Source organism: Pseudodesulfovibrio cashew (genome assembly GCF_009762795.1).
Taxonomy (GTDB): Bacteria; Desulfobacterota; Desulfovibrionia; order Desulfovibrionales; family Desulfovibrionaceae; genus Pseudodesulfovibrio; species Pseudodesulfovibrio cashew.
Genome location: NZ_CP046400.1, coordinates 120,967 through 146,502 on the forward strand (window position 1 = coordinate 120,967; position 25,536 = coordinate 146,502).

Here is a 25,536-nt window from a genome sequence, read left to right on the forward strand (position 1 = left end):
CAACAGATCAGCCTTGCTTTGCTCCGCACCGGGAGCAAAAAGCGGCGTCCGGCTTGAGCGCCGCGCCGCAGGAAATACACTTGCCCTGCTTGTGGGCCTCTTCCACCTGATGGCCGCAAGAGGAGCAGAAGGCCGCCCCCGGTTTGAGCTCTGCGCCACAGGACACGCAGCGGGAGCCCGAAGCCTCGCCCGAACCGGCTCGCCTGCCGGGCGCGTCCGACACCTGCCGCTTCATCCAGTCCGCGAGTTCGCCGCCGGAGCATGAGGCCAGAGTGATCTCGACGTCTCCACCGCCGCGCTCCTCGAAGCCCAGAGTCCACAGGTATCTGCCAGCCCCCGTCAGAGCCACAGAATAGTTGACCTCCGCCTTGTCCCGTCCGAAGCGGGTCAGCACGCAGGCTGCTGCAGGCAGCACAGGCTGAAGGGAGGCGCCCATGAAAAGCATCTCGCCCGAGGGTAGCCACCCTCCCGACGAGGGTCGCAACAGCCCGAGCCGTTCCAATTCCCGCGCGCCTCGTTCGGCAGCGTCCGCAGCCAGGAGGCCATTGGGGGCGAGGAAGTTCAGCAGGGTCACCATCCACCGCCCGTCACCCGCTTCCAGGCCCACGGCCAGGTTGTGATCCAGCTCCTCCAGGCTCAGGGTCAGGTCCATGCCCGGAGCCCGGTGCAGCAGGGAAACGCAAAGCTGGGCGCGCAGGTGGTCCAGGCACGCGGCCCAAGCGGCCAGCCCGGCCGGACTCAGCGACGCACGATAGTCCACGCCCTCGGGTCCGCTTCCGGCCCAGAGCATTCCCGCCAGATCCCCGGTCACGGCTTCGGAGTCATACCCAGCCGTGAGCCGGACTCCCTGGTCCACCCCATCCACGCGCACCAGCGGCGAGCGGGGATCATTCCCCCGGTAATAGAGCCGGGGCAGGACGCCCTCCGGAGTTCCCTCCAGCAACCGGACCTCCAGCAGGGGGTCGGCCAGGATTTCGAATGCCTCACGCCATATGCCCCCGGGAGCCGCCACGGGCTCGGCCCGCTCCGAGGCAAAGGGATGAAGCGGGCTGTGCGGGGCCGTGACCATGCTCAGGGCGTCAAAAACCGCCCGCACCTGGCCCGAAGTCAATTCAAGCGTTTCCAACATGAGTCTCTCCCCGGCTACTTGCCTGGTTTGGTGCCGCCCGGCACAAAGGTCCCGCCGTCCGCCCTGCCGCCGCCGCTGCCCGCGCCGGTCTCTGCGGCCTGCATGGGCGAACGCTGCAACCCGCCTTCGTTCATGACCTGATACCAACGCTCATAGTCGTGCGGACGCAAGTCGCCGTTCTTGATCTTGACGTCGATCTCGCCCTGGAACTTCACCCAGGAGTGAGGATCGGTGCCACCCCCGGCCAGCCGCCAGGCATCCCGTATCTCCTGATCAGTACTCTTGAGCCAGGGATACTTGGCCGAGTTGTCGTCGATGAACTGCTTGACCTCGGCCGACGGGGTGATGCCCGGGTCTACCACGGGCTCGCGGGGGCCGCCCTGGGCCGCGTCCTGCGCCTTCCATTCCTTCTGTGAGAACGGAATGTCACGGTCAGGGTCCAGTCCCGGGTCCTGACCATTCCGCAACTTGTCCGCAGCGGCTTCCGCGCGCTGAGTCCTGGCGTCTCCGGCCACATCGTCGCGGATGGAATCGACCAGGTCCCGCTCGCCGGGCGTGTCGCCAAGCCGCTCGGGCGGGCTGCCCGAGGATGCATCGGGATCGCCGCTGACGTGCCAATTCTCCGGTTCCTCCCAGGCCTGGCTCCGCCTGAGTCCGGTGGCTTCGTCGATTTCCGACCAGGGATCGCTGCCTTCGCCGGTCTTTGCCGTGCCGGACGAAGCCTGAGCATCCGCCTCGGGGCGGTTGAGCCCTTCGAAATCAGCCCCGCCCTCGTCCGTCCGGGCTCCTCCGCCACCTTCGCCGAAGAGGTCGCGCGTAGAGACGATGTTCGGATCGCCCTCGCCGGGAGCGTCAGCAGGGCGCACCGAGTCGTCCTGCAACCGCGAGGGCTCGGGCTCGCCGGAGCGCACTATTCCACCGTCGGCGTCGCCGCTCCTTGCGCCGCCTGTTGTGGTCCCGTCCCCGTCAAACAGATCACGCGTGGAGACAATGTTCGGATCATCGGCGGAAGGCGCGTCAGCCGGACGCACCGAGTCGTCCTGGAATCTGCCCGTATCGGGTTCACCGCCATGAGTCGGACCCGCCCCGGAGTCGTTGAACACCTGGTCGTAGGTGAAGATGTTGTCGCCGTCCTGATCCGGCGCGTCCGCAGGGCGCACCGAGTCGTCCTGCAACCGCGAAGGCTCGGGCTCGCCGGAGCGCACCATTCCACCGTCGGCGTCGCCGCTCCTTGCACCGCCTGCTGTGGCCCCGTCCCCGTCAAACAGATCACGCGTGGAGACAATGTTCGGATCATCGGCGGAAGGCGCGTCAGCCGGACGCACTGAGTCGTTGTCGAGGCGTGAAGGATCAGAGTCGCCGGAACGCATGGCTCCCGCGCTCCCTTCGTCCGTTCCGCCGGTTCGGGACATGCCCGCAGAAGCGTCCGTATCAGGAGCCGCGCCCCGAGTGCCCATGGGTACATCGCCATCCGCGGTGCGGACCTGAGGGCCCTTGGACGGAGTAGAATAGGAGGTGCCCACGCCGTCGCCCGCATCAGCGGGCTTCACGCCCGAAGGCTGGTCAAAGCCGCGTGGGGGCGGGCTGGCCGGGGGAGCCTGGACGTCCACGTCGCCCATGCGCACCCGATTACCTGCGGAGGGCGAGGCATAGTGCGACTTGGGACCGCTGATGGGATCATTGGAGCCTATACCGTGGGAGCCCTGAGCCAGCGTAGGATCGTTGCCGGCCTGGATATGCGGCAGCTTGCGGTCGCCCAGCCAGCGATCCAGCCGCGTGCCCGCCGCGCCCAGTCCTCCGGCAAAACCACCGATGGCGAAGGCCTGCTTGACCTCCTCCTTGGTCCCGCCCGTTACCAGGGTCTGAACCGCGTTGGTCGTGCCGCCGGACAACGTGTTGAGGAGGATATTCTCCGGAGCCAGGCCGCCGATCTTCTTATCCACCAATCCGCCTATGGCGTTGACAGCCGCATGGGTTGCCGCGCCCTTGAGTCCCTTGTCCCAGTTCTGGGCCGCTCCGAAAACGGCATTGGCAACTATCCCCCCGGAGGGGTCGATGCGCGAGGCCGCCACCTGCCCGACCTGGGCCGCTGTCTGGAAACCGAACTGCGCGATGGCAAGGTCCACTTCCCTATTCATGTGATGGGCCGCTTCGGCGTCGTGTTTGGCGGTATCGATATTGCCGAGGGCATGGGTCAACCGCCTGAGATCCCGCATATCGTCGTCGGTGAGGTCATCCGGGTTGACCCCGGTGGCATCCGCACCGATGCGGTCAAGGATACGCTGGGCCGCAGCCTGCTGTTCCGGGGTGAACGTATGGATGTGCTCGTCTATCCAGTCACGCCGGTGATAAATTTCGTTGAGCTTGTCGTTGCCGTAGTCCCCGGGTTTGCGATCCGGGGCCACCCAGGCCTGACGGTCGGCATCCCATGTGTAGCCCTGAGCCTGGAGGTCGGCCTCGCGCTCGGCCCGCTGCCGATCCTTGTCCTTTTCCACGTCGCGCCAGAACTGATCGCGCTCCCGGTCCCGATCGCGCAACTGCTGCTTGCGTTCGTCGATCCATTTCTGGGCCTCGGACGGGTCCATCCACTCGCCGTCGTACCATACCTGGCCTGGCTTGCCGCCCTCGTAGGTGCCGTCCTGGACAATGAGGGGTTCCCCGTCCGCGTCATAGATGACAGGGCCGGGCGACACGCCGCCCGCACCCGAAGAAGCCGGGCCTCCCGGATACGCCCCGTTCGCCAGCGCCTGGCTCAGGGCCGTATAGAACGATGGGCCAAGCATGGCCCCCAGCCCGGGAATAAGAGTATTGGCGAACCCCTGAAAACCTCCGTCCGAAAGAAGCCACAAAAGAAAATGTTCCAGCAGCGGCGGCGACTGGCCGGGCCTGAGAGCCTCCTTCCAACCACCGTCGTCTGCCCAGCCGTTCAAGGCGGCCAGAGCCATTGCCGAGGAGACCAGGCCGAACAGCAGAGAGGCCGGAACCGACGGCGAAGGGCCCGAAGTCCGGGCCAGAAGCAGAGCCGTCAACAGCATGGCCAGCCCGCCGTAGAGGGCAACCTCGGGGGACAGCACGGTGCGGAGCAGAAAGGCGAACGAGCCGCCGAACAGAGCCACGTAGCCCGCCGCCTGGGAAAACTCGCGTCCCCTGCCCCCCTGGGCCATGCCGTAGGTGGCCGTCCAGAAGGAACGAAACAGCAGGCAGAGCATCTGTCCCATACGCGAGGAGATCGCCGCGCCCACGCCAACGGCGAGCATGACGTTGGCCCAACCGCCCACGAACGCGCCCGCCACCAGGGCCATGCCCGCGCCTCCGGCCAGTCCGGCCAGAGCCAGGCCGCCAGCCTGGTGGAAATAGCCCCCAAGTTGACCGGGGATGGACACGATGTCGCCCACAGCGGCCACAGGCCCCCTCGTGAACAGGTTGCGCAGGAACCCGAACAGCAAGGGCACCCCCACGCCCAGCACCACGGCCCCGGACAGGCCCGAGGAAAACCCGGTCAGATAATCGTTGTTCACGCCCAGCAGGCTCGCCAGCGCCCTCTCCAGCCAGGCGAAATTACCCGGCGGTATGCTGGGACTCCCATAGCCGCCCCAGCGGACGATCACGAAATAAAAATAGACCGCCCCTGTGGCGAGCATGATGAGCAGGGTCAGGGGCAGCCTGCGCCGGAAGTTGTGCCACGTCATGGCAAGAATCTGTCTGAACAAGGGCCAGAATCGGGGAACGGACGCCTCGCTGTCCGGGACGGGGCCCGAGCCTTCTCCGCCGGGACGTCTGGGAGGCGGCATCGTGGAGCGCGAGGTGCGCTCGCCTTTGATGGCGTCAGTCGGCGAAGCGGTGGAACCCGACTCTGCCGTCATGCCTTCAGCCACGTCGGTCCGAGCGTCTTGCCTGCTCGGCAGTTCGCCGGGGGTCGTCCATTGGCCGGAGTCCGGGTCTAGGCAGTGCTCGTTGCCGTCACCGTCCCGCCAATGCATGTTCAGGACCGCCTGTTCGAAAAATTCCCTGTCCAGCTTGCCCTTACGGTACTGCTTCGCCAGCTTGGCATATTCTTTCTCGATCTTCTTCCTGTTCATGGCGAACTCCCTGTCACGTCATCCGCGAATAACCGCTCCACGGCTTCCGGCCCGATCCTGACCACGCCTCCGAGCGTGCCGAGCCACATCCCTCCGCTCCTCTCCCGGCGCATGGTCATGACCTCCCTGGCAGGGAGGCCGTCGTCCATGGTCAGGCGGCGCACCGCCGCCCCATCCTCGAGGACCGTAATACCGTCGTATTCATGCCCCAGCCACAGCCGTCCGGCATCGTCCCTAAACAGGCTGCGCACCTTGGGACCGGCCAACAACGCTGCCGGAACCGTCTCCGCCAGCCGCCACTCACCGCCGTCCGAACCGAACCTGGCCGCGCCCCCTTCCTGAAAATATCCAAAGCCGACCCAGACCTCCCGTGCGGAGACAGCCAGGATGGAGGTCACGTTGGGGTGGGGAAGCCCGTCGCGCCCGTTCCAGACCTGCCAACGGCTGCCGTCGAACCGGGCCACTCCTCCCATGGGGGCGGCATAGGACCCGGCCCAGACATTGCCCGCCTGATCCAGGGCCACGACCTGCACCTTGTCGTGGGGAAGCCCGTCCCGGCTCGTGAAACGGCGCACCGCGCTTGGGTCACCGTTCCACCCTGCGGGCAATCGGGCCAGGCCGCCGTAGAACGACGCCCAAACCGCCCCGCCCGGCTCGCGGCACAGCCCGGTGGCGAACACGCCGGGCAACCCCTCTTCCATGGTGAAGGAACGCCACCGCTTGCCTTCCAGCACGGACAAGCCGCCCGCGTGAGCCACCCACAGCCTTCCGGAGCCATCGTCCAACAGGGCGTTAACCAGCAGATTGGACTCCTGGCCCGGGATCTCCACCAGCGCGGCTCCGCCGTTGTCGTCCAGCCGAAACAGGCCGACGAGCCCACCGGCGTAGACGCCGTCCCCGAACGGGGCCAAGGCCCGGATGCCGCCGATATCACGCCAGACCTTCCATCCGGCGGGCGGCTCGGGCGGGCCTCCGGGGTCGACCAGATACACGGCGGCTCCCGCAAGCATTGCCACCCAGAGCAGGGAGAGCATTGGCCCCTTCAATCGTCCCATGAAATATACACCTCAGTATATCCCATACGATTTTCAGGTCCATGCGTCCACCCGCCGGGGCAATCCGGGAATATCTCCCAAAATGAAAAAGCCCGCCCCGCAGGATGCGGGGCGGGCTTTCAGCACTGTTTCGGCGCGCCGGTCTCTACCGGCTGAAATTATGCTCCATGATCTTGTCGTATTCACCGCTGGACTTGAGCTCATCGAGCGCCTGCTGCCATCGGGCTATGGTCGTATCCGGGACGTCACGGGAAAAAGCGAGCCACGCCGAGGACTCGGCGAACTTGCACTGGGTGCGCTCGAAGAGCGAAGGGTCCAGGCCCGCCTTGGAGACCATGTAGGCGTAAGTCCTCTCACCCATGAGCACCAGGTCGACACGCCCCTCCTCCAGTTTCTTGTAGCTGGAGTCGTAGCTCGGGCTGATGTCGAGATTTCGGAACCCCGCCGCAGCCAGGGCCTGATGCGTATAGCCGTCCTTGCGCACGGCGATCCGAGTCACCCGCTTGGCTTCCTCCAGGTCGGCGACCCTGACGTCGCTGCCCTTGCGGCAAAAGAAATAGTCGCCCTCGCTGAAGATGGGCCCCACCCACTTGAACAGCTTCTCGCGCTCGGGGATGCGGACAATGGCGAACAGGGCCTGCCCGGGCGAGCTGACCGCCTGCTCATAGGCGCGGAGCCAGGGCGCGGACCGGATAGGGTTGATGTCCCCGACCCGGGCCTGGATTTGCTTGACCACCTCAGGGGCGACGCCAAGCAACTCCCCGTTCACCTCATAGGCGAGCGGCGGATAGATAATGACCTGCATGTTGATCTCCTCGGCAAAAGCACCGAGGGGCAAAAGCAGGCTAACCAGAACGAAAAAAGGAAAATACCATTTCATGGACACCCTCACGAACGGATAATGTAAAGTAGCCATGGGATGTTGTCCACATACCAGCTCTACTTTATTTATCTGCACAAGTGCCCAGATGTTCAACCCTGCATCTTGTCGATAGCCCTCCGCAATTCCCCGGCCAGACCGTTGAGCCTTTCGATGGCGGCTGCGGACTCGCGCATGGAATCGGCGGTCTCTCCGGCGATGCGGTTTACGGTGTCCGTGGCTGCGTTGATCTGCTCACTGGTGGCGGACTGCTCCTCGGCCGCAGAGGCAATGGACTGAACCTGCACTGCGGCCTCGTCAGCCTTGGCCACGATGAGATTGAGCGATTCGCCGGACTGTTCGATCATCCGGCGGCACTCGCGCAACGCTTCTGCCGAATCCTCGGTGGACCGAATATTGTTTGAAGCGCTCTCCTGAATGGAATGGATGTACTCGCCCACCTCGTGGGTGGCGTCCATGGTCTTCTCGGCCAGCTTGCGCACCTCGTCGGCAACCACCGCGAAACCGCGCCCGGCCTCGCCGGCCCTGGCCGCTTCGATGGCGGCGTTGAGCGCAAGCAGATTGGTCTGGTCGGCGATGTCCGTAATCACGCCCATAATCGCGCCGATACCCTTGGCATGCTCGCCCAGATCGTCCATCTGGGCGCGCAAGCCCTCGGACTGCTCGTGCACGGCGCGCATCATCTCCACGGACCGGCCCACGATCTCGGCCCCGGAGCGGGCCAGTTCGCTGGTCTCCTCGGACATGGAGGCCGTGGACGAGGCGTTCCGAGCCACCTCGGTGACCGAGCTGTTCATCTCATCCATTGCCGAGGATGCCTCCATTGCTCGGTTGCTCTGCTCCATGGCCCCGTCGCTGGCGGTTCGGATCTTCTCGGCCAGGTCCCTGGCGGAGGCGGACACCGCCCGGGCGATCTCCGTGGCCTCGTCCGCGGCGGCTTCAATGAGCGCGTTTTTGTTCTCGACGGCTTCTTTCTGCCGCCGCTCCTCGGTCAGGTCCACCCAGATGGTGATGGCGCCCATGAGCTCTCCGTCCAAGTCATAGATGGGCGTTGCCACCACCTGCAGGATGACCTTGACGCCGTCGATGTCCCTGTCCAGTTCAAGCTCCCATTCGACCTGCTTGCGCCTGCGCATGGCAACCTGAGTGAGCGTCTCCCGCTTCAGGTCGTGGTAGACCACCTCGTTGAACAACTCCCCGAAATACTTGTCCGGTGTCTTGCGCTTGCCCAAAATATCCACGGCCGCCTGGTTGAGGTGCGTGACCCGGTTCTCCAGATCGACCACACCACAGGGAATTGTCACCCCGGCCAGCACGCCCCGGCTGAAGCCGAGCCGTGTTTTCATCTCGCGGACCATCTCCTTGACCGAAGCCATGGTCCGGCCGATGGCGTCGTCCGCGCCGTAATCGAAATCGCACTCGAAGTTGCCCTGGCCCACTGCCTGGGCTGTGGCCGCCAGCTTGTTCATGGGGGCCACCAGTTGGCGGCTGACGAACCAGATGATCAGCAGGGCGAGCCCCAGAGGGAGCGCCGCAGCCTCGGCAGCGCTGATCAGGATACGCCTGTCCACGCCCGAGAGCAGATCCGAGGTCTTTACGCTGGTCACCAGATAGGCGTCCCAGGGCTCGAACCGGACCACGCAAGACCAGACTTCGCTCCCGTCCGCCTGCACGGCGAAGGTGCCGCCCCGGGAGGACAGGGTCTCGTCGCCCAAAACCTTGTCGCGGACGGCTGCCGCAGCATGCTCATCCTCTGCCTTGACCGACTCCTGCCCGCCGTGGAGGAACACATAGGAATACCCTTTCCCGCCCACGTTCACCTTGCCTATGAAGGAAGCAAAATCAGCGGAGATCACCGGCCGCGCCACCTCAAGCGCGCCCATCACCTTGTCATCGAAATCGCGGACCGCCTCATAGGCCACCACGTACCACCCTCCATCCAGGGAGAGCAGCCCCTCGTAGCGCTTCCCGGCCAGGATCGCAGCGTAAGCCGGGTTGTCCGCCGGGATATAGCTGCCTTTGGCGGATTTGCCGTCCGGCCCGGGCATGGTCGTGGTCACCCGGATGAGCCGCTCACCGTTCAGTTGGAGCACCGAACAGACCGCCCCGGAAGTCTCGGCCATGGAATCCACCAGGTCGGTGGACTCGTGCAGGTACTTGGTTCCGAGCTTGAAGGCCGGGATGGTGACGTCCTCGGATGCGCCTGTCGCCTGATTGGTGATGGTCATGTCCACGTCGTAGAGCATCTCAAACATGGGCAGCCCACTGACGCCCATGGCCGACTTGAAAATGTTCAGATCCGAGATGATCTTTTTCCGCGCCAAGCGGTCCTGCATGGTCACGGTCTCGGCCAGGGTCGCCGAGATGTCGTTGAGGGAGGTTACGCCGTTTTCGAGATATTCGCTGCGTGAATTGATGAAGTTCACTCCGGTCATGCAGACGATGGTCAGAAGGACGATGCACACCGAGGCAATGGTAAGCTTGCTTTGGAACCCTAGAGCAATCATAATAACCGCCTGTAATGATTGATTTCAGCATTCTTGAGATTCAGCACATTAAGCACGATGAAGAAAAAATTGTAACAATTGGACGTTACAATTCGGCAACAAACGGACGGCAAGCTGCCGCCATCCTGCGGTGTGGAGCGAATCGAAATGATTCAGAAAGAAAAGAAGAAGGGAGAGCCCGAAGCGCTGCTCGGGCTAACGGCGGTTGCGACGCTTTTTCGCGGGAAAGGATTTCGTCCTGGGTTCCGGCTTGCGGCCCTTGCCGCCCTTCGGCGGCTTGCCGCGCGTGGGCATGAGCATGCCGTGCTGGCGAAGACGCTCGGCATCGGTCTTGGCTACCGGAATGGGGTTCCCATCCAAGTCGGTCCCTGCGTGGAACATGGCCGCGGCAGCCGTGCCCGGCAGAGGAATGAAACACTGCACCTGCTCCGGCTTCCAGCCCCGGGAACGGAGCCACTCGCCGAGTTCGCGCATGTCCTCGTCAGTACATCCGGGGAAGGCGCTCATGAGGTAGGGGATCACGTACTGGCGCTTGCCCGCCTTGCGGGACTCCCGGTCAAAGAGGTCGAGGAACTTCTCGAAGGCCGCGAACTTCGGCTTGCGCATGAGCTTGAGGACATGGTCCGAGCGATGCTCCGGCGCCACCTTGGCCTGGCCACCCACATAATTGCGAACCAGGCAACCCAGGGCTGGCATGTCCGTCAGTCCGAGGTCGATGCGCCAACCCGAGGCCACGCGCACATGCTTGACCGACGGCATGTCGGAAATGGCGTCCAGCAGCCCGACAAAGTCCTGCTGGGAGACCTTGAAGTGTTTACAAACAGCTGGCGCCAAACAGCTGGAACGTTTGCACTTTGATTGATCCGTATCGCAAACTGCACCCCACATGTTGGCGCTGGGTCCGCCCACATCGCTGATGGATCCGGTCCAGCCCGGCGTCCGGGTGACGGCCTCCACCTCGTTCAGGATCGACGCCCTGGAACGAGACCGGATACGCCGCCCCTGGTGCAGGGCCAAGGTGCAGAAGGAGCAGCCGCCAGCACAGCCCCGATGGGCGTTGATGGAGGTCTTGATCATGTCCGCAGCCGGGATGCGCTCGGTGTAGCTCGGGTGGGGCATTCGGGAAAAGCCCAGTCCGGCAAGCTCGTCCAGACCGGCGCAGTCCAGGGGTGGGCCGGGCGGCGTGACCATGACTATCCTGCCGCCGCACTCCTGAATTGCCATCTCCCTGTTCTGGTGCACCTGCTGCTCCAGCAGCAACGTGGCCTGGATCAGCGCCTGCGGATCGGCCAGGATAGCCTCGTGCGAGGGCAGCTCCATGACCGGGAAACTATCGGGAATGTCCTTGCGCGCACCGGCCACTGCCAGGCCCGGGATGGTCGCCAGCAAAGGCCTGAGCCCTTTGATCGAACGGTCCTCCGCATCCCGGATGGCCTCGGCCACCGCCACGATGGAGTTCTCTGCCATACCATAGGTAATGGCCGTGGCCTTGGCATCGAGCAACACGGACCGGCGGATGGAATCAGCCCAGAAATCGTAGTGGGACACGCGCCTGAGGGAGGCCTCGATGCCGCCCAGGATCACAGGCAGGCCGGGAAAGGCCCGCTGGACCGCGTTGGTGTAGGCGATTACCGCCCTGTTGGGCCGCGCCCCGGCCTTGCCGCCCGGCGTGTAGGCGTCGTCGCTGCGCTTTTTCCGGAACGCGGTGTAATGGGCGAGCATGGAATCGAGGGAACCGGCGGTCACCCCGGCAAAGAGTGTGGGCCTGCCCATGGCTGCCACGTCATCGGGCCGGTCCCAGCGGGGCTGGGCCACGATGCCAACCCGGTATCCATGGCGCACCAGCCAGCGTCCGAGCAACGCCGCCCCAAAGGAGGGGTGGTCCACATAGGCGTCGCCGGTGACGAGCAGGATATCCAACTCGTCCCAGCCGAGCGCGTCCATCTCGCGGCGGGACATGGGTAGCACGGCGGGTTGATCGATGGGGATGCTGGCAGTGGTCATGAGGAGATAATGGCTGAAATCAACGGGCGCGTCTACGCGTAGTGCTGGCGCACGGCCTTGAACAGTTCCGGCTTGCGATCATACTGATGAACCAGGTGCGCGCGCTCGCCGAGCTCGTTGAGCACGTAGCCCCGGCTGTCGTACGGAGGCTCGCCCTCGGTGTAGCCCAGGGTCAGGATCGGCCCCGCGTTGTCGTGCAGGGTCAGATCGGGAATCCGTCCCGTATGTATGAGGTAATTGTGCACTCCCTGGTCGTAGCCTGCCTTTTGTTCGCCTTCGGCAAAGGGGACGAGCAGCGAGGTCATGGCCTCAAGGTAGCCGAGCATGGCCTGGTGTCCGCCCACGGTGGTCCCGGAACAGGAAATGGGGGCATGGGACACGGACTGCAGGGCCTCCTCCCCCAAATGGGAACGAATCCAATGGCTGTTGTACGGACATGCCCCCAGGGTCATTCGCCTGTCCTCCAGAGTAACGTTGAGCCCCTCGGTCCAGTCAAAGGACAGGGGGTCGCGCTGAAAGATGACGTCGCGAACGTCCGTTATCAGGACTCTGCCGTACTCGCCGGGAAAAGCGCGCAGGAAATCAAGATAGAGGAAATAGCGTAACGCGTTGATGGGGAGATGAGCCAGACCGGACGAACGCTCAAAAGGGACAAGGGTCGCGCCGTGCCCGCCCATGCGCTCCAGGTCGCGCGTGGTCTCGGAGACAAACAGCACGCACTCTCCCGTATAGCCGGATTTCTCCAGGGAAAGCAGGAAAGGCCGCACGTCACCATAGTGGTAACCTGCGGCCAGACCAAATATGCAGGCGGTTTCCGTCAAGACTGGCTAACGCCTTCTGCGCCTGGGACGACGGCGACGCGGGCGGGGCTTGGCCTCGCCTCCGCTCTCACCGGACTCGGCTTCACTGCGGGTTGCGGGCTCGCGGCGAGGCTCCTTGGGGGCTTCGCTCTTTTCACGACGGGGTTCCTTGGGCGCTTCGCGTCGTTCGCGCCGGGGCTCGGCTCTCTCCTCGGCGGGCGAGTCCTGCCGATTCCTGGGCGAACGATCCCTGCTGCCGCCTTCCGAATCCTGCTGACCGCCACCGTTCCTGGGCTTGCGCTTCCGCGGGCGGCTCTTCTTCGGCTTGTCCTCACGGGGTTGCTCCCGATCGGCTCGATCACGTTTAGGCTGACCGGTGGATACTGGCTCGGCGGGCTTGCCGTGCAGGGTGTACTGGTAAAGCTCGTCCAGGAGCATGGCAATGAGTCCCATGGAATCCGCGTCCGAGGCGTACTTCTCCACCAGCGGCAGGAAGCGGGACGCCCGCTCCCGCTGCAGCGGGGTGAGCTTGCGGAATTTCTTTTCCAGCAATGCGGTGAGACGCTCCTCAATGATGGCCGCCACGTCCTCTTCGGTGGGGTCCTTGATCTCCTCGAAGGTGATCTTGAACCGCGTGGCGATACGCTCCAGCTCCATCTTCTGGATGACGTCGACCAGGGTGATGGCCGTGCCCGTGGCTCCGGCGCGACCCGTGCGGCCCGCCCGGTGAACGTAGGACTCCGGGTCTTCCGGCGGCTCCATCATGAAGACATGGGAGAGTTCCGGGATGTCGATGCCGCGCGCGGCCACATCCGTGGCCACCAGGAAACGCAGCTTGCCTTCCTTGATGCGGGCCATGAGCTGTTCGCGCTTGTTCTGGGTCAGGTCCGAGGTCAACCCCTCGGCGTCGAAACCGAACTGGGAGAGGACCGCGGCGATGAACTCCACATTGCGCTTGGTATTGCAAAAAATGATGGCCGAAGCGGGATTCTCCAGTTCGATGAGCTTGAGGAGCTTGCGCTCCTTGCCCATGGCCTGGACCTCGACAAACTGGTGGGCGATAGCCGAGACATTGGTCTCGTCGCTGGAAAGGCTCAGGAACTCCGGCTTGACCATGAACTCCTCGGCCAGTCGGAGGACCGACTGCGGGAATGTGGCCGAGAACATGTAGCTGCCTTCCAGGCGGCGCGGGAGATACCGCTTGACCTCGATCATGTCCGGGTAGAACCCCACGGACAGCATTCGGTCAGCCTCGTCGAAAATGATGACCTTGAGGCTGTCCAGGCTCAGGCTGCGCCGGACCAGGTGGTCCAGAATGCGGCCGGGAGTTCCGACCACCAGCTGCGCGCCCTCGCGGAAGGCGTCGAGCTGGGCCTTGTAGCCCACGCCGCCGTACACGGCGACCACGTTGATGCCGTCGTCGCCGGCCAGCATGCGCGCCTCCTGGGCGACCTGCTGGGCCAGTTCGCGGGTGGGGACCATGACCAGAGCCTGGCACTCTGCCTTGGACGGGTCGAGCTTGTGCAGCAGCGGCAGCACGAAAGCGCCGGTCTTGCCGGAACCGGTCCGGGCCTGGACCATGACGTCCTTGTCGTTCATGACGAAAGGCAGCGCCTTCTCCTGAACGGGCATGAGCCGGTCCCATCCGGCCCGCTCGCAAGCGGCCCGCAGGGCATCGGGCAATTCTTCGAATGTCATTGTCGGGGTGCTGGAATCAGGGGCCGTCTCTTCCTGTACGGCTTCGGGAGTGTTGTTTTCTTCCATAAGTAAAACCTGTGATGTGTAGTGTGCGCTCCGGCCGATCGACTGCGTATGAAATGGGGACCGGAGCAGGAAATTTGTTTCAAGGCCGCGCGCACAGTATACCTTTTGGGCCCGTTTGTACAATAGGCGCGGCAAGGGGGATTTATATGGATTGCCGCCTTTTCTCAAGCAGCTCACAACCGCCGCCTTGCCGGACGCGACACGGCGGACCGACACGTTCCACCGGAACGGTCTTCTGCGCATTTGAATCAGGAGGCTTGCGACGGTTCGGAGGCAACCGGCTCCTCAGCCGGCCCGGAGAAGAATCTCAACCGGCCTGAAAGCAAGAAGGGGATGGACCGTCGGTCCATCCCCTTCCTGATATTATCTGAATGGGGGTGTTACTTCGCGTGACACTCGCCGCAGGCAACGGGGCCCTTGGCCTTTTCCTTGTGACAGCCGATGCACTGCTTGTGGTAGGCGCGCATGAGCGGCGTGCCGCCGTCCGTACGCGTCTCGGCGTGACAGGAGGAGCAGGGCTCGCCTTCGCTGGAATTTTCCAGGTCCTGCTTGCCGTCTTCGGTTTTGGAGTGGTGACAGATTACGCAGTCCTCCAGTTCCGCCTTTTCGTTGTGGGCGTCATGCTCAAAAGCGACCCGGGGACGCTGCAGCGTGGCGAAGCCGTCCGCCGGAACCTCGGTCATGTCGTCCTGGGCGAACGCCAGGGGAACCATGTAGAGAACGACCAGGGCGGCGATGGCCGCCAGGGATGCCAGGAGTTGAACAGTGTGTTTCCTTTTCATGATGACCTCCTTACATCTCCGGCTTTTCCATCAGTTCATAGATGATGTCGCCGATGAACTTACCGTGCATGCCGAGATCATAGTAACCGATGATGTCTTCGAGTCCGCCGTGGCAGTTATGACACGGGATGACAACGTCCTTGACGCCGGTGGCCCTGAGCTGATCGGCCTTGATGCGGTTGCCCGTCATGCGGGTGTTCTTGAACGGCGGACCGCAGTTGATGACGCCGCCGCCCGCGCAGCAGCAGTAGTTGTGCTCGCGGTTGGGGGTCATCTCGACCACCTCTTCGCAGAGGAAGTGGACCACGTCGCGCAGCTTGTCCATGAGGCCCTTGCCTCGGATGATGTTGCACGGGTCCTGGATGGTGACCGGCTTTTCGTACTTGTGAGTGATCTTGAGCTTACCCTGGGTCATCAGCTCGTGGTAGAATTCCACGGCGTGGATGACCGGTACGGGCATCTTCTTGTGGCCGAGCCAGCGGTTGCCCATGTCGTAGACAGAGCGGAAGGCGTGGCCGCATTCGCCCATGACGATGCGCTTGACGCGCAGCTTCTGGGCCGATTCGTAGTGGGCGCGCTTCAGGCGGCCCATGTTCTCGAAGTCACCCACGAACATGCACATGTCCGAGTTGTCCCAACCGGGCTCTGAGGGCATGGTCCAGTCGATTCCAGCCGCGTTCATGATGGCTGCGGCCTGGTAGATGAGCTGGGTGCGGAACTTGGGTTCCGGCGCGATGACCGAGTAGTAGACGTCGGCCCCTTCCTTGTCGAGGGGGATGCGCAGACCCGGGAACTCGTCGCGAGCCTCGTCCTCCTGCCACTGCAGGGAGTCGATCCACTCGTCGTCCTTGACCCACATCTGGTTCATGGTGGAGGCGTGGGAGTGGGCGGTGTCGCGGATATACTGGGGCACCACATCGAGCAGGTAACAGATGCGGCGCACCATGGACATGATGTAGCCGGTGTCGATGCCGACGGGACAGTAGTGGGCGCAACGCTTGCAAAGGTTGCATTCGGTGTAGGCCATCTGCGCCATCTCGTAGATGCGCTGGGGCTCCACCTTGCCCTTCTTGTCCATCAGCTCATACATGGTCTCGGTGGCCTTGTTGACCGGCGAGTAGCTGGGATCGTTGTCATGGGACACGTAGAAGTGACATGCCTGGGAGCAAAGGCCGCAGCGCATGCACGTTTCCCGGTAAGCCTTCAGTTTCGCCCCGGTTTCGCCCTCAAGCATCCGGTTGACCACTTTCTGGATTTTCTCTGTGGTCAATCCTGCGACGCCGTTCTCGAGCCCGGGATCTGATATGATTCTATCAGCAATTTGACTCATTGTTCGTACCTCGTGTTCTTTTGGTTGTGGTCTACCAGTCTCTGGCGTTGCGGACGCCGCCGAATTCCGAACCCATGTACGCTCTGGTGAAGAGAACGAACAGGGCGTGGCTGAGGCGCGTGAACGGAATCAGCGCCAGCAGGAGTTCAGCCGCGAGGACGTGCAGGATGGTCATCAGGAGAACCGGACCCACCTGGTGGTAGGCCAGCACGCCGGTGATGAACGGCAGAGCCACGATGATGAGGGCGAACCAGTCTTTGCCCCGGGTGACACCCTTGACGTGGGGCAGCGCGATGCGGCGGTAGGCGAAGATCGCGCAGGCCGCGATGACCGCGAAGCTGACGATGTCGCCGGCCACGTCGGGCAGGCTCGGGATGGAGATGCCGAAGTTGGTATCCCAGAGGACCACGTGCGCGCCCAGGAAGACGGCGACCACCAGGAAGCCGATGTGGAACACGAAGGTGGCGACGGTCATGAGCGGATCGCCTTTCCACCCCATGGTGTTGAAGGGGATCATCCAGTTGAGGATGGAACGGAGCCCGAAGGGCAGGCTCATGTACGCCAGGGACGAACCGTCCTTGGCCTTGGCCAGGGCATACATGGAAACCAGCCGGTATATGGAACCGATAATGAAGATGCCGAACGCCACCCAGGCAAGGGGGCCGCTGACGAAGGTGTATATTTCAGTCATTGCGTCTCCCCCTCCTAGAACTGGGCTACATCCGCCACGATGCGGACATAGCTGTTGTTTTCGATGGCACGGATGAGAATCTTGGTGCCGTCCTCGGAGAAGATCGGCGGCCAGGCGTGATCGAAATCGCGCTCAAAGGGCTTGCCGTTGACCAGGATCTTGTACCGACCGCCCTTCTCGACCATGGCGGCCACATTCTTGGAGTCGTCGGAGAAGACTACCGGCCAGGCCATGTCGTAGACGCCCTGCCAGGCAGTGCCGTCGATCACGATGCGGAAATCGGCGTTGTCCTTGTTGACCAGCAGGCCGGCCCGCTTTCCGTCGGGGCTGACCACCAGGTCGTAGGCCACGTCCCAGGTCTCTCCCCAGGGCGCGTTGTTGCAGCAGGCCGTGAACTGGCCGTAGCTGGTGGCCACGACGGCCCACAGCTTGCTGCCGTCAGCGGAGTACTGGAGTTCGAGACACTGGAGGTAACGGGGTTCCCACAGCATCTGGCCGTCCTTGGCCACGCCCCACTTGCCCGCCTGGCGAGCAGGAGCGGCCACGGAGCCATCGGTGGGATGGAAGACCGGCTCCCACACCTGGTTGTACACGGTGGACCAGGGCTTGCCGTCCACGGCGATGGTGTAGTCGTACGGGCTGGTGCGGACCTGGGCGGCGACCCGCTTGCCTTCGGCGTCGAAGGTCGGAGTCCAGACGTTGAGGAATTTCTCCTCCCACGTCTTGCCGTCCACGACGACGGAGTAAACGCCTTTCTTGAACCCTTCGACGTCCGCCTGGTCCAGGGACACGACCTGGGCCACGCCAGCGCTGTGCGCGCCGTCACTGGTGATCGTGTACTGGTTGACGTTCTCGTAGAGTTCTTCCCACGGCTCGCCGTTGATGGCCACAGCGTACTGTTCCATGGACTTGTACATGGTGGCGATGACCGAGCCGTCCTTGCTGAATTTGGTCTGCCAGACGTAGTCGGTGGTCTCGCCCACAAGCTCACCGTCCACGGCCAGCGCCCATTCCATGTCCTGCTGACACAGTGCGGTCAGTCGGCCATCGGGCGAAAATCGCGGGAACCAGATTTTTTCGAAAGTGTTTTCCCAGACCGTATCGTTGGTGCGGATGGAAAATTCACCCTCGTCCACCTGAACGATCGCGGCCAGCGTTTCACCGTCGTCCGAGACGTACGGTTCTTCCTGCCAGCCATGCCCTTGCATAGGGGAAAGGGATTCGACGACCGTTTTCTGGCCGACCTCCCAGTCCCAGTTGGATTTCAAACCCATAACACCCCCTTGGGTTGCGTGTTCGCCATTTTGGCGAACTGTTCGTCATCACGGACGCATTACCGCCAGGACGAGACGAAACTCCGCGAGCGGGCGAGGCTTGGGCCGACCGCTTGGTCGGTTCGACCGATGCCTTGGATTCGCACCCGCGTCACGTTGATTCCGCTCCGCCTGGATTGGCGGCATGGACACCCATGGCCTTGAGGCTCATTGCCGAAGCAGGAAAAAACGTCCCGGCGGATCATCCGGGCCGACACTCATCGCGCATTCCATACTTCTGACGGAGACAACCTCAAATTCATTGCTGTCTTCAGCAGAAACGCTGTTTCAACCAGGTGATCCACGGGTCGGCTTCCCATTCAAACCAAACCCCCGCAAGACGGCATCACCATGCCGAATCAGCGACACGACACCATTGCACAGATTATATGAAAGGTAAATATGAATACCCCGAAAATTACACGCAACCACTTGATATTCCCTACCTAACCAGTCGGGAATTATAACGCTGGACGCCCTGATTTTCCAGCTAATCCGGCCTTATCCAATGCGCGTTATAATCGATCACGATCCCTTGCCAGCCTCACCCGATGCGCTATGATGAAGCCGCATAGAAAAGGCCCCTCAACCTCGTGGCGACCGTCCGCAAACCCAGGTCCGTCCACGTGTCATGGCGCGGGTGGAGAATTCCCGAGGAGGTATTCCCGCCCGCGCCACATGCATTGGTCGACCTCCCCCCTCCCGTTCCGGGGAAAACCGCTCCTTTTTGTCTTGACACTCAAAATATCTCCCGCTAAATCATTTTGAGCGTCAAACAATAAGGAGCACAAACCATATGGATTCCCTCTTTCTCGTCGCCCTGCAATCAAGCCTCTTCCTGGGGCTCATTCACGGCATCAACCCCTGCGGCCACTCCTGGGTGGTGCTCGCCCCGTTCGTGGCGGGAGACAGAAGCGGCGCCCGGGTATTCAGCCTGACCGCAGCCTTCATCGCCGGGACAACGGCTGGCTGCCTGGCCATAGGCCTCGCGCTGGGCACCCTGTCCGCCGGGCTGCCGGACTCCATCCGCTATGTGACCGACATGATAACAGCCGCGGTTATCATCGCTCTGGGCGCCATCCTGATCTGGCGCCCACACCTCCTGCACAGCCATGATCACGACCATGCCCACGAGCATGACTGCGAGTGCGGCGGGCACGCCCATGAGCACGGGCACGACGAGTGCCGGCATGATCACGGAGAACACGGCTGCTGCGGCCATCACGACCACACGCACGACCATTCCCATACGCCCCTGTCCGCCAAGCGAAGCACGGTATGGGGACTTGCCACCCTTGGTTTCGTAAACATGATAGTGCCCTGCCCCACCGTGGCCATCATGTACTCTTACGCCCTGGAGTCGGGGAGTGCACTGCGGGCCGTATCGGTCTTCGCCAGCTACGCGCTGGGTACGGGCGTCGCCCTTGCCGGGGTCATTTTTGCCATATATAAGGTCACCGGCCTGATCAGAGACCTGTCAAAGCCATGGATCGAACCCCTGGTCATGCGCACCGCTGGCGTGCTTACCGTGGGCTTCGGCGTCTACACCCTTTACCTGGACTTCGTGCCAGCCTGATGGAAGCACCCATGCCGGACACCAGCGAACTGACGCAACGGATAGTGGAATTCTATGAAAAACTCTCCTCATGGGAGCACTGCGTGGTCCGTGACCAGGGCCTGACGCTCCCCCAGGTACACGCCCTGGAAATCCTGGGCACCCACGAGGCCCTGCGCATGAAGGAGCTGGCGGAAAAGATGGGGGTGACCACGGGCACTCTGACCGTGCTGGCCGACCGGCTGGAAAAGGCCGGGATGGTCCGACGCAAGCCTCACGAGGAGGACCGGCGGTCCATCCTGGTGGAGCTCACGGATTCGGGCCGGACCATCTTTGAGCAGCACGACGAACTGCACAATCAGTTGACCCGGGACATCACCGCCAAACTTACTGAGCGTGAACGCCGAGCCCTGGCCTCTGCGCTGGAAAAGATGAACAGGGAATTCTGAGCGGGCAGGAGAAGCGTCCAAGGCGTATTGATGTTGGAGCGCCTCGGCAAATGCCGGGAAATGTCTCTGCCCGGAATGATGGGGAAAACGATTCGCAGCCGCAGCACGGCCACGTCGGGACTCAGGGAGGGACGGTCTAAACCCGGCGTAGGCGCGACAAGAGCTTTTCCGGCGTGGGGGCGTCGTTGGGGAACAGCCCCGCGGTCACAATGACCCCGACAGGCACGAGGCTCTCATACAGCTTGAACGGCTCCTTGAGCATCTCCCGCGTTTCATGCACGGCTTCGTCCATGGCGGTCCGGTCGTTGACGCGAAGACGCAATACCACGAACTCATCCTCGCCGAGGCGGGCTACGGTGTCCGAAAAATCGGCATTGGCCTTGAGCCGGAGGGCTACCTGCAACAGCAGCCCATCTCCGACGTCCTTGCCATAGGTGTGATTGAAGGAGGCCAGCTCGTCCACCTGGACCCGGACCAGGGTAAATCCGACCCCGGTATCCACGGCCCGCTCCACCGCGGCCGCGAGGCGCTCCCGGTAGAGCACTCCCTTGACCAGGCCCGTCACCTCGTCCCGAAGCGGCGCGGCACCGGCCATTCGGCGGTACAGCCTTCTCTTGACGAAGAAGAAGGCGATGAGCCAGGCCGACACACCGGCACCGCCGGCCAACATCGCGCCCATACCGAACATCCGACCAAAGGCCCAGCCGCGGATCTTGCCTCCGGACACGTCCGGGACAAATGAAACCAATTTCCAGTAATACTCATCCCCACGGACCATCTCGTTGCTGTCGCCGAAAGGGGCGGGCGTTCCCGAGCTGGACGCAACCTCGCTGCACAGGGGACGAATCGTGACATAGGTGAACACGGAATCCAGAGAGACGATCTGTCCCCGGTCCGTGTCCTTGATCTCGGACCAAGGCCCAGGATGCCGGGCCCCGAAATTCACGCCGGACTTGCCGGGGAGCATGAAACCCCACTGGTCTGCGCTGTCGGGGGCCAGCAACCAATACCCGTCCCGGTTGAGGAGCATGGTCCGTCCCTCGGTCAGGATGCCTGTCCTGCGCAACAGGCCGAACAGCCTGTCCGCGCGATAATTTATGATCAGGGTGCCAACGGCCCGGTTCCGATCGTTATAGAGCGGCGTGCCGAAGCGAATCATGGGCTTGAAGGGAACCTCGACTTCTCCGTGCTCGATATTCAAGTCCAACGGAGAAGCGTAAATCCGCCCGCGCTCCAGCATCATGGTATCCTTGAAATAGTACCGTCTGCCCTTGTCCTGGAGGTCCGCCTCGGGGAGAATCTCGGGCCGTCCATTTCGGCGGGAAACGCGGACCAACTCCATGCCCGAGACGTCCAGCAGGCGAATCTGGTCGTATTGACTTCTGGACTGTGCGAACGCGAGGAATTCCCGGGCCAGTGGATCGAGTTCTTCGGCATCACGGCTGCCCACGAACCGGTTGAGAGCCTCCAGGGTCGTCAGATAGCGCAAGTCTCCCAGGACGGACTGCATATCCTGTTCTATGATTTCCTTGCGCAGATGGACTCCAAGGCGCTCCCTGGCCAGGAGTTCGCCCATGAACCCTTCGGATTCGTAGAAGAAGAGGAAAAACAGAATGCCGCCAAACACCCCGCCCGCCAGGACGAAGATGAGGAAAAAACGGAGGAAGACCCTGTTGGCCTCCCGGGTTATCTGCTTGAACTCTTCGCGCACGAGCGACCCTTCCGACCGATCTGCTCACACCGGGCGGCCGTCCCGGCCCTGCGGAACACCCGCGGGGGACACTCAAGCCTAGCCCATCTCAAGAGCGCTCTCGATGAATTCTCCAAGCGTCTCCCGGTCGGACTCGCCGATAAGACGACTCACTTCGCGCCCTTCCCTGAAAAGCAGGAATGTAGGCGTTCCCTTGACCTTGAACCGTTCCAACGCGGTGTCGAGATAATCGGCGTCGAAAAGATAAAAGCGAAACACCCCGCCATAGGCAGCGGAAGCTTCCTCCAGAATTTTCATCTGATCACGATAGCGGTCGTTGCGCTTGAGAAAGGCGACGAGACACGGTCCCTGCCCACTCTGCAACTCTATGTCGAACGCCTGCGGCTCAAGAGTTCGTACCCTGCTTCCTTCCGTCAAACCGAACCTCGTCCTTCTGAGTGTTTGTCAGACCATACCAGCAGCAGCGGCCCATTGCATCATGTTAACGTATGATAACCGTTATAATCTGGAGGGATCAGTGGAGAGGAAAGCGGTTCTAGGCGTCCAGTCCCCAAGCCTTGAGCTTGCGGTAGAGAGTCGCCCGATGGATGCCGAGTTCGCGGGCTGCCCTGGCCTTGTTCCACCCGCACCGGGCGAGAGCGGCGAGAACTTCCTCCCGGCCTGCCTTGCGCGGGAAAACGGGAGGAGCGGGCACCTGCGCGTAGTGGGGTGGCACGGACGCCTGCGCATAGGGGCTCGGGGCAGGCGCCAGCTCGGGCATGACGCCGGGCGCAGACCATGGTGCGGGTGCAGAAGGGGCCGGAGCATAGCCCGGGGTGCGCATCTGGCTGACCAGGTCGCCGCGCATGTGCTCGATGCCGATCTCCTTGCCGGGTGAAAGGATGCAGGCGTGCTCCAGGATATGCCGGAGTTCCCGGACGTTGCCCGGCCAGGCGTAGCTCATGAACAGATCCATGACTTCGTCGGAGACCCCCTTGAAGGCCTTGTTGAACTGACCGGAGAAGATTTCCAGGAAATGCTCTACCAGCAGCGGGATGTCTCCCTGGCGATCCCGCAGCGGCGGCAGTTGCACCGGCATGACGTTGAGTCGGTAATAGAGGTCCTCGCGGAAGGTGCCCTTCATGACCGCCTGGAGCAGGTTCACGTTGGTCGCCGCGATGATCCTCACATCGGCGGAGCGGGTCTTGGACTCGCCCACCCGCTCATACTCCTTCTGCTCCAGGAAACGAAGCAGCTTGAGCTGGATGAGCGGCGAGATGTCGCCGATTTCGTCCAGGAAGAGCGTGCCACCCTGAGCGGCCTGGATGCGGCCCACCTTGTCGCGCACCGCGCCGGTGAACGCACCCCGTACGTGCCCGAAGAGCTCGCTCTCCAGAAGGCTCTCGGACAGCGCAGAGCAGTTGACCTTGATCAGTGGAGCTCCGGCGCGTGGCCCGCCGTAGTGCAGGGCCTCGGCCACCAGCTCCTTGCCGGTGCCCGATTCGCCCAGGATGAGCACGATGGAATCCAGGGGAGAGAGCTGCTCCAGCAGCTTGTACATCTCCTGCATCCCCATGCTCCTGCCGATGATCCCGCGAAAGCCGTGGCGTTCCTGCAACCGTTTCTCCAGATCCGCGATACGCGACACGTCCCGCACCACGAGCACCGCGCCGGTGTGCCGCTTCTCATGGTCGATAAGCGGAGTGCAGTTCAGCTCCACCATGCGCTGCCCCCGGGCTGCGAGGTCGATCTCCGCCTCGTAGCCGCGCACGGCCTTGCTGGTCTTGAGCACCTGCTTCAGGACGCTGAGACAGGGGTTGCCCGAATCATTGACGGCCTCCTCGAAGTCCAGCCCCACCGCACGCTCCCGTTCCACGGCGAGGAGCGAAGCCGCGGCGCTGTTGGTGGCGATGATCCGGCACTGGGAGTCCACCGAGACGATGGCGTCCGGGATGGAGCGAAAAATGGCTTCCAGGTTCTGGCGGTACTGCTCCTTCTCCTCCGTGGCCAGGGCCAGGGCGCGCTCCGCGTCCTTCTGCTCGGTGATGTCCCGCCCCACGGCCTGGATTTCGATGATGTTTCCCCGGTAGTCCAGGATAGTCCGGTTGGTCCACAGGATCCACCGGGCCTCGCCGTCGTGGCGCCGCACGTGCTGCTCGCGATCGAAGACAGGGTTGTCCGGGCCCGCGTCCCGGAGCCAGGAACGAAGGTCCCTCCGCTCATCCATGGCCACGTGCGGAAAAAATTCCGTGCCCACGATCTCGTCCTCGTCCACTCCGAAAAAGCGGGCGAACGCGCCGTTGGCGAAGGTTACCTGGTTATCCGTGTTGTAGCGGCAGATAAGCTCGGTCTGGTCCTCGACCACGGCCCGGTACAGGCGCGCGCCCTCGCGCAGGGCCTCCTCAACCACCTTGTGCTGTGAAATATCCCTGATATAGGCGGTGCACACCTCGCGCCCGTTATGCACGAAGTGGCTCATGGAGACCTCCACCGGAAAGCTCACGCCGACCTTGTTCCGGTGATAACGCAAGGGGACATGCTCCACGCCCGCCCGGATCATCTCCAGGGAACGCTCGGGCTCGTCGGTCAGTTCGAGAATGGTCAGGGCCAGCATCTCTTCCGCGCCGTATCCATAGAGACGGCGGGCCGCCGCGTTGCAGTCCAAGACGGCCCCGTCATTGCGGTCGAACATGATGATGGCGTCGCGGCACGCTTCGTACACGGAGCGGTATCGCTTCTCGCTTTCGGCCAGCTCCACCTCGGAGCGCCTTCGGCCGGAAATGTCCACGGTCTTGACCACGAAGCCCGACGGCCCGCCCTTGCCGGGCACGGGACGAATCCGGGTGGCGTAGACGGTCCCGCCCCGGTGCTCCTCCACACGCTGAATCACGCCGGTATCCCTGGCCCTGCCCAGGGCGGCTCCCTGAAGATCGGAGGAATGGCCTGAAAGGAGATCCAGGTAGCGCTGCGCTTCCCCTGCATCCGGCGCACATTGCAGCATCTGCTCCCCCAGCAGGTTGGTCCGTAGCAGAACGCCGTCCGCGTCGAGCAGGTAGATCGCTCCGTCGTCCGCTTCCAGGACCGCTTCCAGGAAACCGCGGGAAAGGGAGAGATCCTCTGCCCGCCGCCGGCCTCGCCCAAGGCAGTCCCTGAAGACGGCGCCCTGCCGGGCCAGCATCTCCAGCCACTCGCGCCTGACGGGTTTTTGCAGGTAGCCGATGGCGTCCAGTCGTTCGGTCAGCGAGGCGGGGCTTTCCTCCCCGTCCGCCACGGCCACCAGCGGGACGCCCTGCCGCCCGGCCTCACCGGCCACCATTTCCGCACCGTCCAGCGACGCGTCCAGAAAGATCACATCGGGCGCGCCACGCTCCAGCGCCCCCAACGCCTCGACAGCGGTGGAGGCGGTGAGGACGCGATACCCCCTGTTGGACAGGATGTCCCGAATCAGACTGCGTATGGCGGCGTCGCCGTCGGCGACAAGGATGGTCTGCTTCACCTGCGATTCTCC

The 25,536-nt window shown here is 63.2% G+C and carries 17 protein-coding genes; 2 read left to right on the forward strand and 15 right to left on the reverse strand.

The genetic code is table 11. From position 1 onward, the window contains the following. Positions 1-7: 7 nt before the first annotated feature. The 12 genes from GM415_RS00550 to tmcD all read right to left on the reverse strand — a co-directional run bounded on the left by GM415_RS00550 (position 8) and on the right by tmcD (position 18,295). Positions 8-1,129: a zinc ribbon domain-containing protein gene (locus GM415_RS00550; RefSeq protein WP_158945739.1), complete on the reverse strand. Its 1,122-nt coding sequence runs from the start codon at positions 1,127-1,129 to the stop codon at positions 8-10. Between the two features lie 14 nt (positions 1,130-1,143). Further along, positions 1,144-5,208 carry a hypothetical protein gene (locus GM415_RS00555; RefSeq protein ID WP_158945741.1) on the reverse strand — a complete coding sequence of 1,355 codons (4,065 nt, stop codon included), beginning with the start codon at positions 5,206-5,208 and terminating at the stop codon, positions 1,144-1,146. Beyond that, positions 5,205-6,263, reverse strand: a complete 1,059-nt coding sequence (locus GM415_RS00560; RefSeq protein ID WP_158945743.1) for a ligand-binding sensor domain-containing protein — start codon at positions 6,261-6,263, stop codon at positions 5,205-5,207. The genes GM415_RS00555 and GM415_RS00560 overlap by 4 nt, the downstream gene beginning before the upstream one ends. A 145-nt stretch (positions 6,264-6,408) precedes the next feature. Next, positions 6,409-7,068, reverse strand: coding sequence for a substrate-binding periplasmic protein (locus GM415_RS00565; protein ID WP_158945745.1), 660 nt, complete (start codon positions 7,066-7,068; stop codon positions 6,409-6,411). A 167-nt stretch (positions 7,069-7,235) separates the two neighbouring features. Beyond that, positions 7,236-9,650, reverse strand: a complete 2,415-nt coding sequence (locus GM415_RS00570) for a methyl-accepting chemotaxis protein (RefSeq protein WP_199244317.1) — start codon at positions 9,648-9,650, stop codon at positions 7,236-7,238. Between the two features lie 195 nt (positions 9,651-9,845). Then, positions 9,846-11,654 (reverse strand): YgiQ family radical SAM protein, encoded by a 1,809-nt coding sequence (locus GM415_RS00575; RefSeq protein WP_158945747.1) that lies wholly within the window; start codon positions 11,652-11,654, stop codon positions 9,846-9,848. A 32-nt stretch (positions 11,655-11,686) separates the two neighbouring features. Beyond that, positions 11,687-12,475, reverse strand: coding sequence for a hypothetical protein (locus tag GM415_RS00580; protein WP_158945749.1), 789 nt, complete (start codon positions 12,473-12,475; stop codon positions 11,687-11,689). Between the two features lie 6 nt (positions 12,476-12,481). Beyond that, the gene (locus tag GM415_RS00585; RefSeq protein WP_158945751.1) at positions 12,482-14,218 is read right to left on the reverse strand and encodes a DEAD/DEAH box helicase; all 1,737 of its coding nucleotides are present in this window, start codon (positions 14,216-14,218) and stop codon (positions 12,482-12,484) included. A gap of 380 nt (positions 14,219-14,598) precedes the next feature. After that, on the reverse strand, positions 14,599-15,000 hold the full coding sequence (gene tmcA, locus GM415_RS00590) for an acidic tetraheme cytochrome c3 TmcA (RefSeq protein ID WP_158945753.1): 402 nt from the start codon (positions 14,998-15,000) through the stop codon (positions 14,599-14,601). A gap of 10 nt (positions 15,001-15,010) precedes the next feature. Beyond that, positions 15,011-16,330, reverse strand: coding sequence for an electron transfer complex ferredoxin TmcB (tmcB, locus tag GM415_RS00595; RefSeq protein ID WP_158945755.1), 1,320 nt, complete (start codon positions 16,328-16,330; stop codon positions 15,011-15,013). A gap of 31 nt (positions 16,331-16,361) precedes the next feature. Continuing rightward, positions 16,362-17,021 carry a TmcC family electron transfer complex membrane anchor subunit gene (gene tmcC / locus GM415_RS00600; protein WP_158945757.1) on the reverse strand — a complete coding sequence of 220 codons (660 nt, stop codon included), beginning with the start codon at positions 17,019-17,021 and terminating at the stop codon, positions 16,362-16,364. A 14-nt stretch (positions 17,022-17,035) separates the two neighbouring features. Further along, positions 17,036-18,295 (reverse strand): electron transfer complex subunit TmcD, encoded by a 1,260-nt coding sequence (gene tmcD / locus GM415_RS00605; protein ID WP_158945759.1) that lies wholly within the window; start codon positions 18,293-18,295, stop codon positions 17,036-17,038. Between the two features lie 835 nt (positions 18,296-19,130). Here tmcD and GM415_RS00610 point away from each other — a divergent pair. Further along, positions 19,131-19,910: an urease accessory protein UreH domain-containing protein gene (locus GM415_RS00610; RefSeq protein ID WP_158945761.1), complete on the forward strand. Its 780-nt coding sequence runs from the start codon at positions 19,131-19,133 to the stop codon at positions 19,908-19,910. Between the two features lie 11 nt (positions 19,911-19,921). Then, a complete protein-coding gene (locus tag GM415_RS00615; RefSeq protein ID WP_158945763.1) occupies positions 19,922-20,338 on the forward strand; it encodes a MarR family winged helix-turn-helix transcriptional regulator in 417 nt (138 codons plus the stop codon). Positions 20,339-20,474: 136 nt separating this feature from the next. Here GM415_RS00615 and GM415_RS18160 read toward each other — a convergent pair whose 3' ends face one another. The 3 genes from GM415_RS18160 to GM415_RS00630 all read right to left on the reverse strand — a co-directional run bounded on the left by GM415_RS18160 (position 20,475) and on the right by GM415_RS00630 (position 25,524). Then, positions 20,475-22,049 carry a sensor domain-containing diguanylate cyclase gene (locus GM415_RS18160; RefSeq protein WP_277872927.1) on the reverse strand — a complete coding sequence of 525 codons (1,575 nt, stop codon included), beginning with the start codon at positions 22,047-22,049 and terminating at the stop codon, positions 20,475-20,477. A gap of 78 nt (positions 22,050-22,127) precedes the next feature. After that, positions 22,128-22,466 carry a thioredoxin family protein gene (locus tag GM415_RS00625; RefSeq protein ID WP_158945765.1) on the reverse strand — a complete coding sequence of 113 codons (339 nt, stop codon included), beginning with the start codon at positions 22,464-22,466 and terminating at the stop codon, positions 22,128-22,130. 118 nt (positions 22,467-22,584) lie between these two features. After that, a complete protein-coding gene (locus tag GM415_RS00630; protein ID WP_242012301.1) occupies positions 22,585-25,524 on the reverse strand; it encodes a sigma 54-interacting transcriptional regulator in 2,940 nt (979 codons plus the stop codon). Positions 25,525-25,536 lie beyond the last annotated feature (12 nt).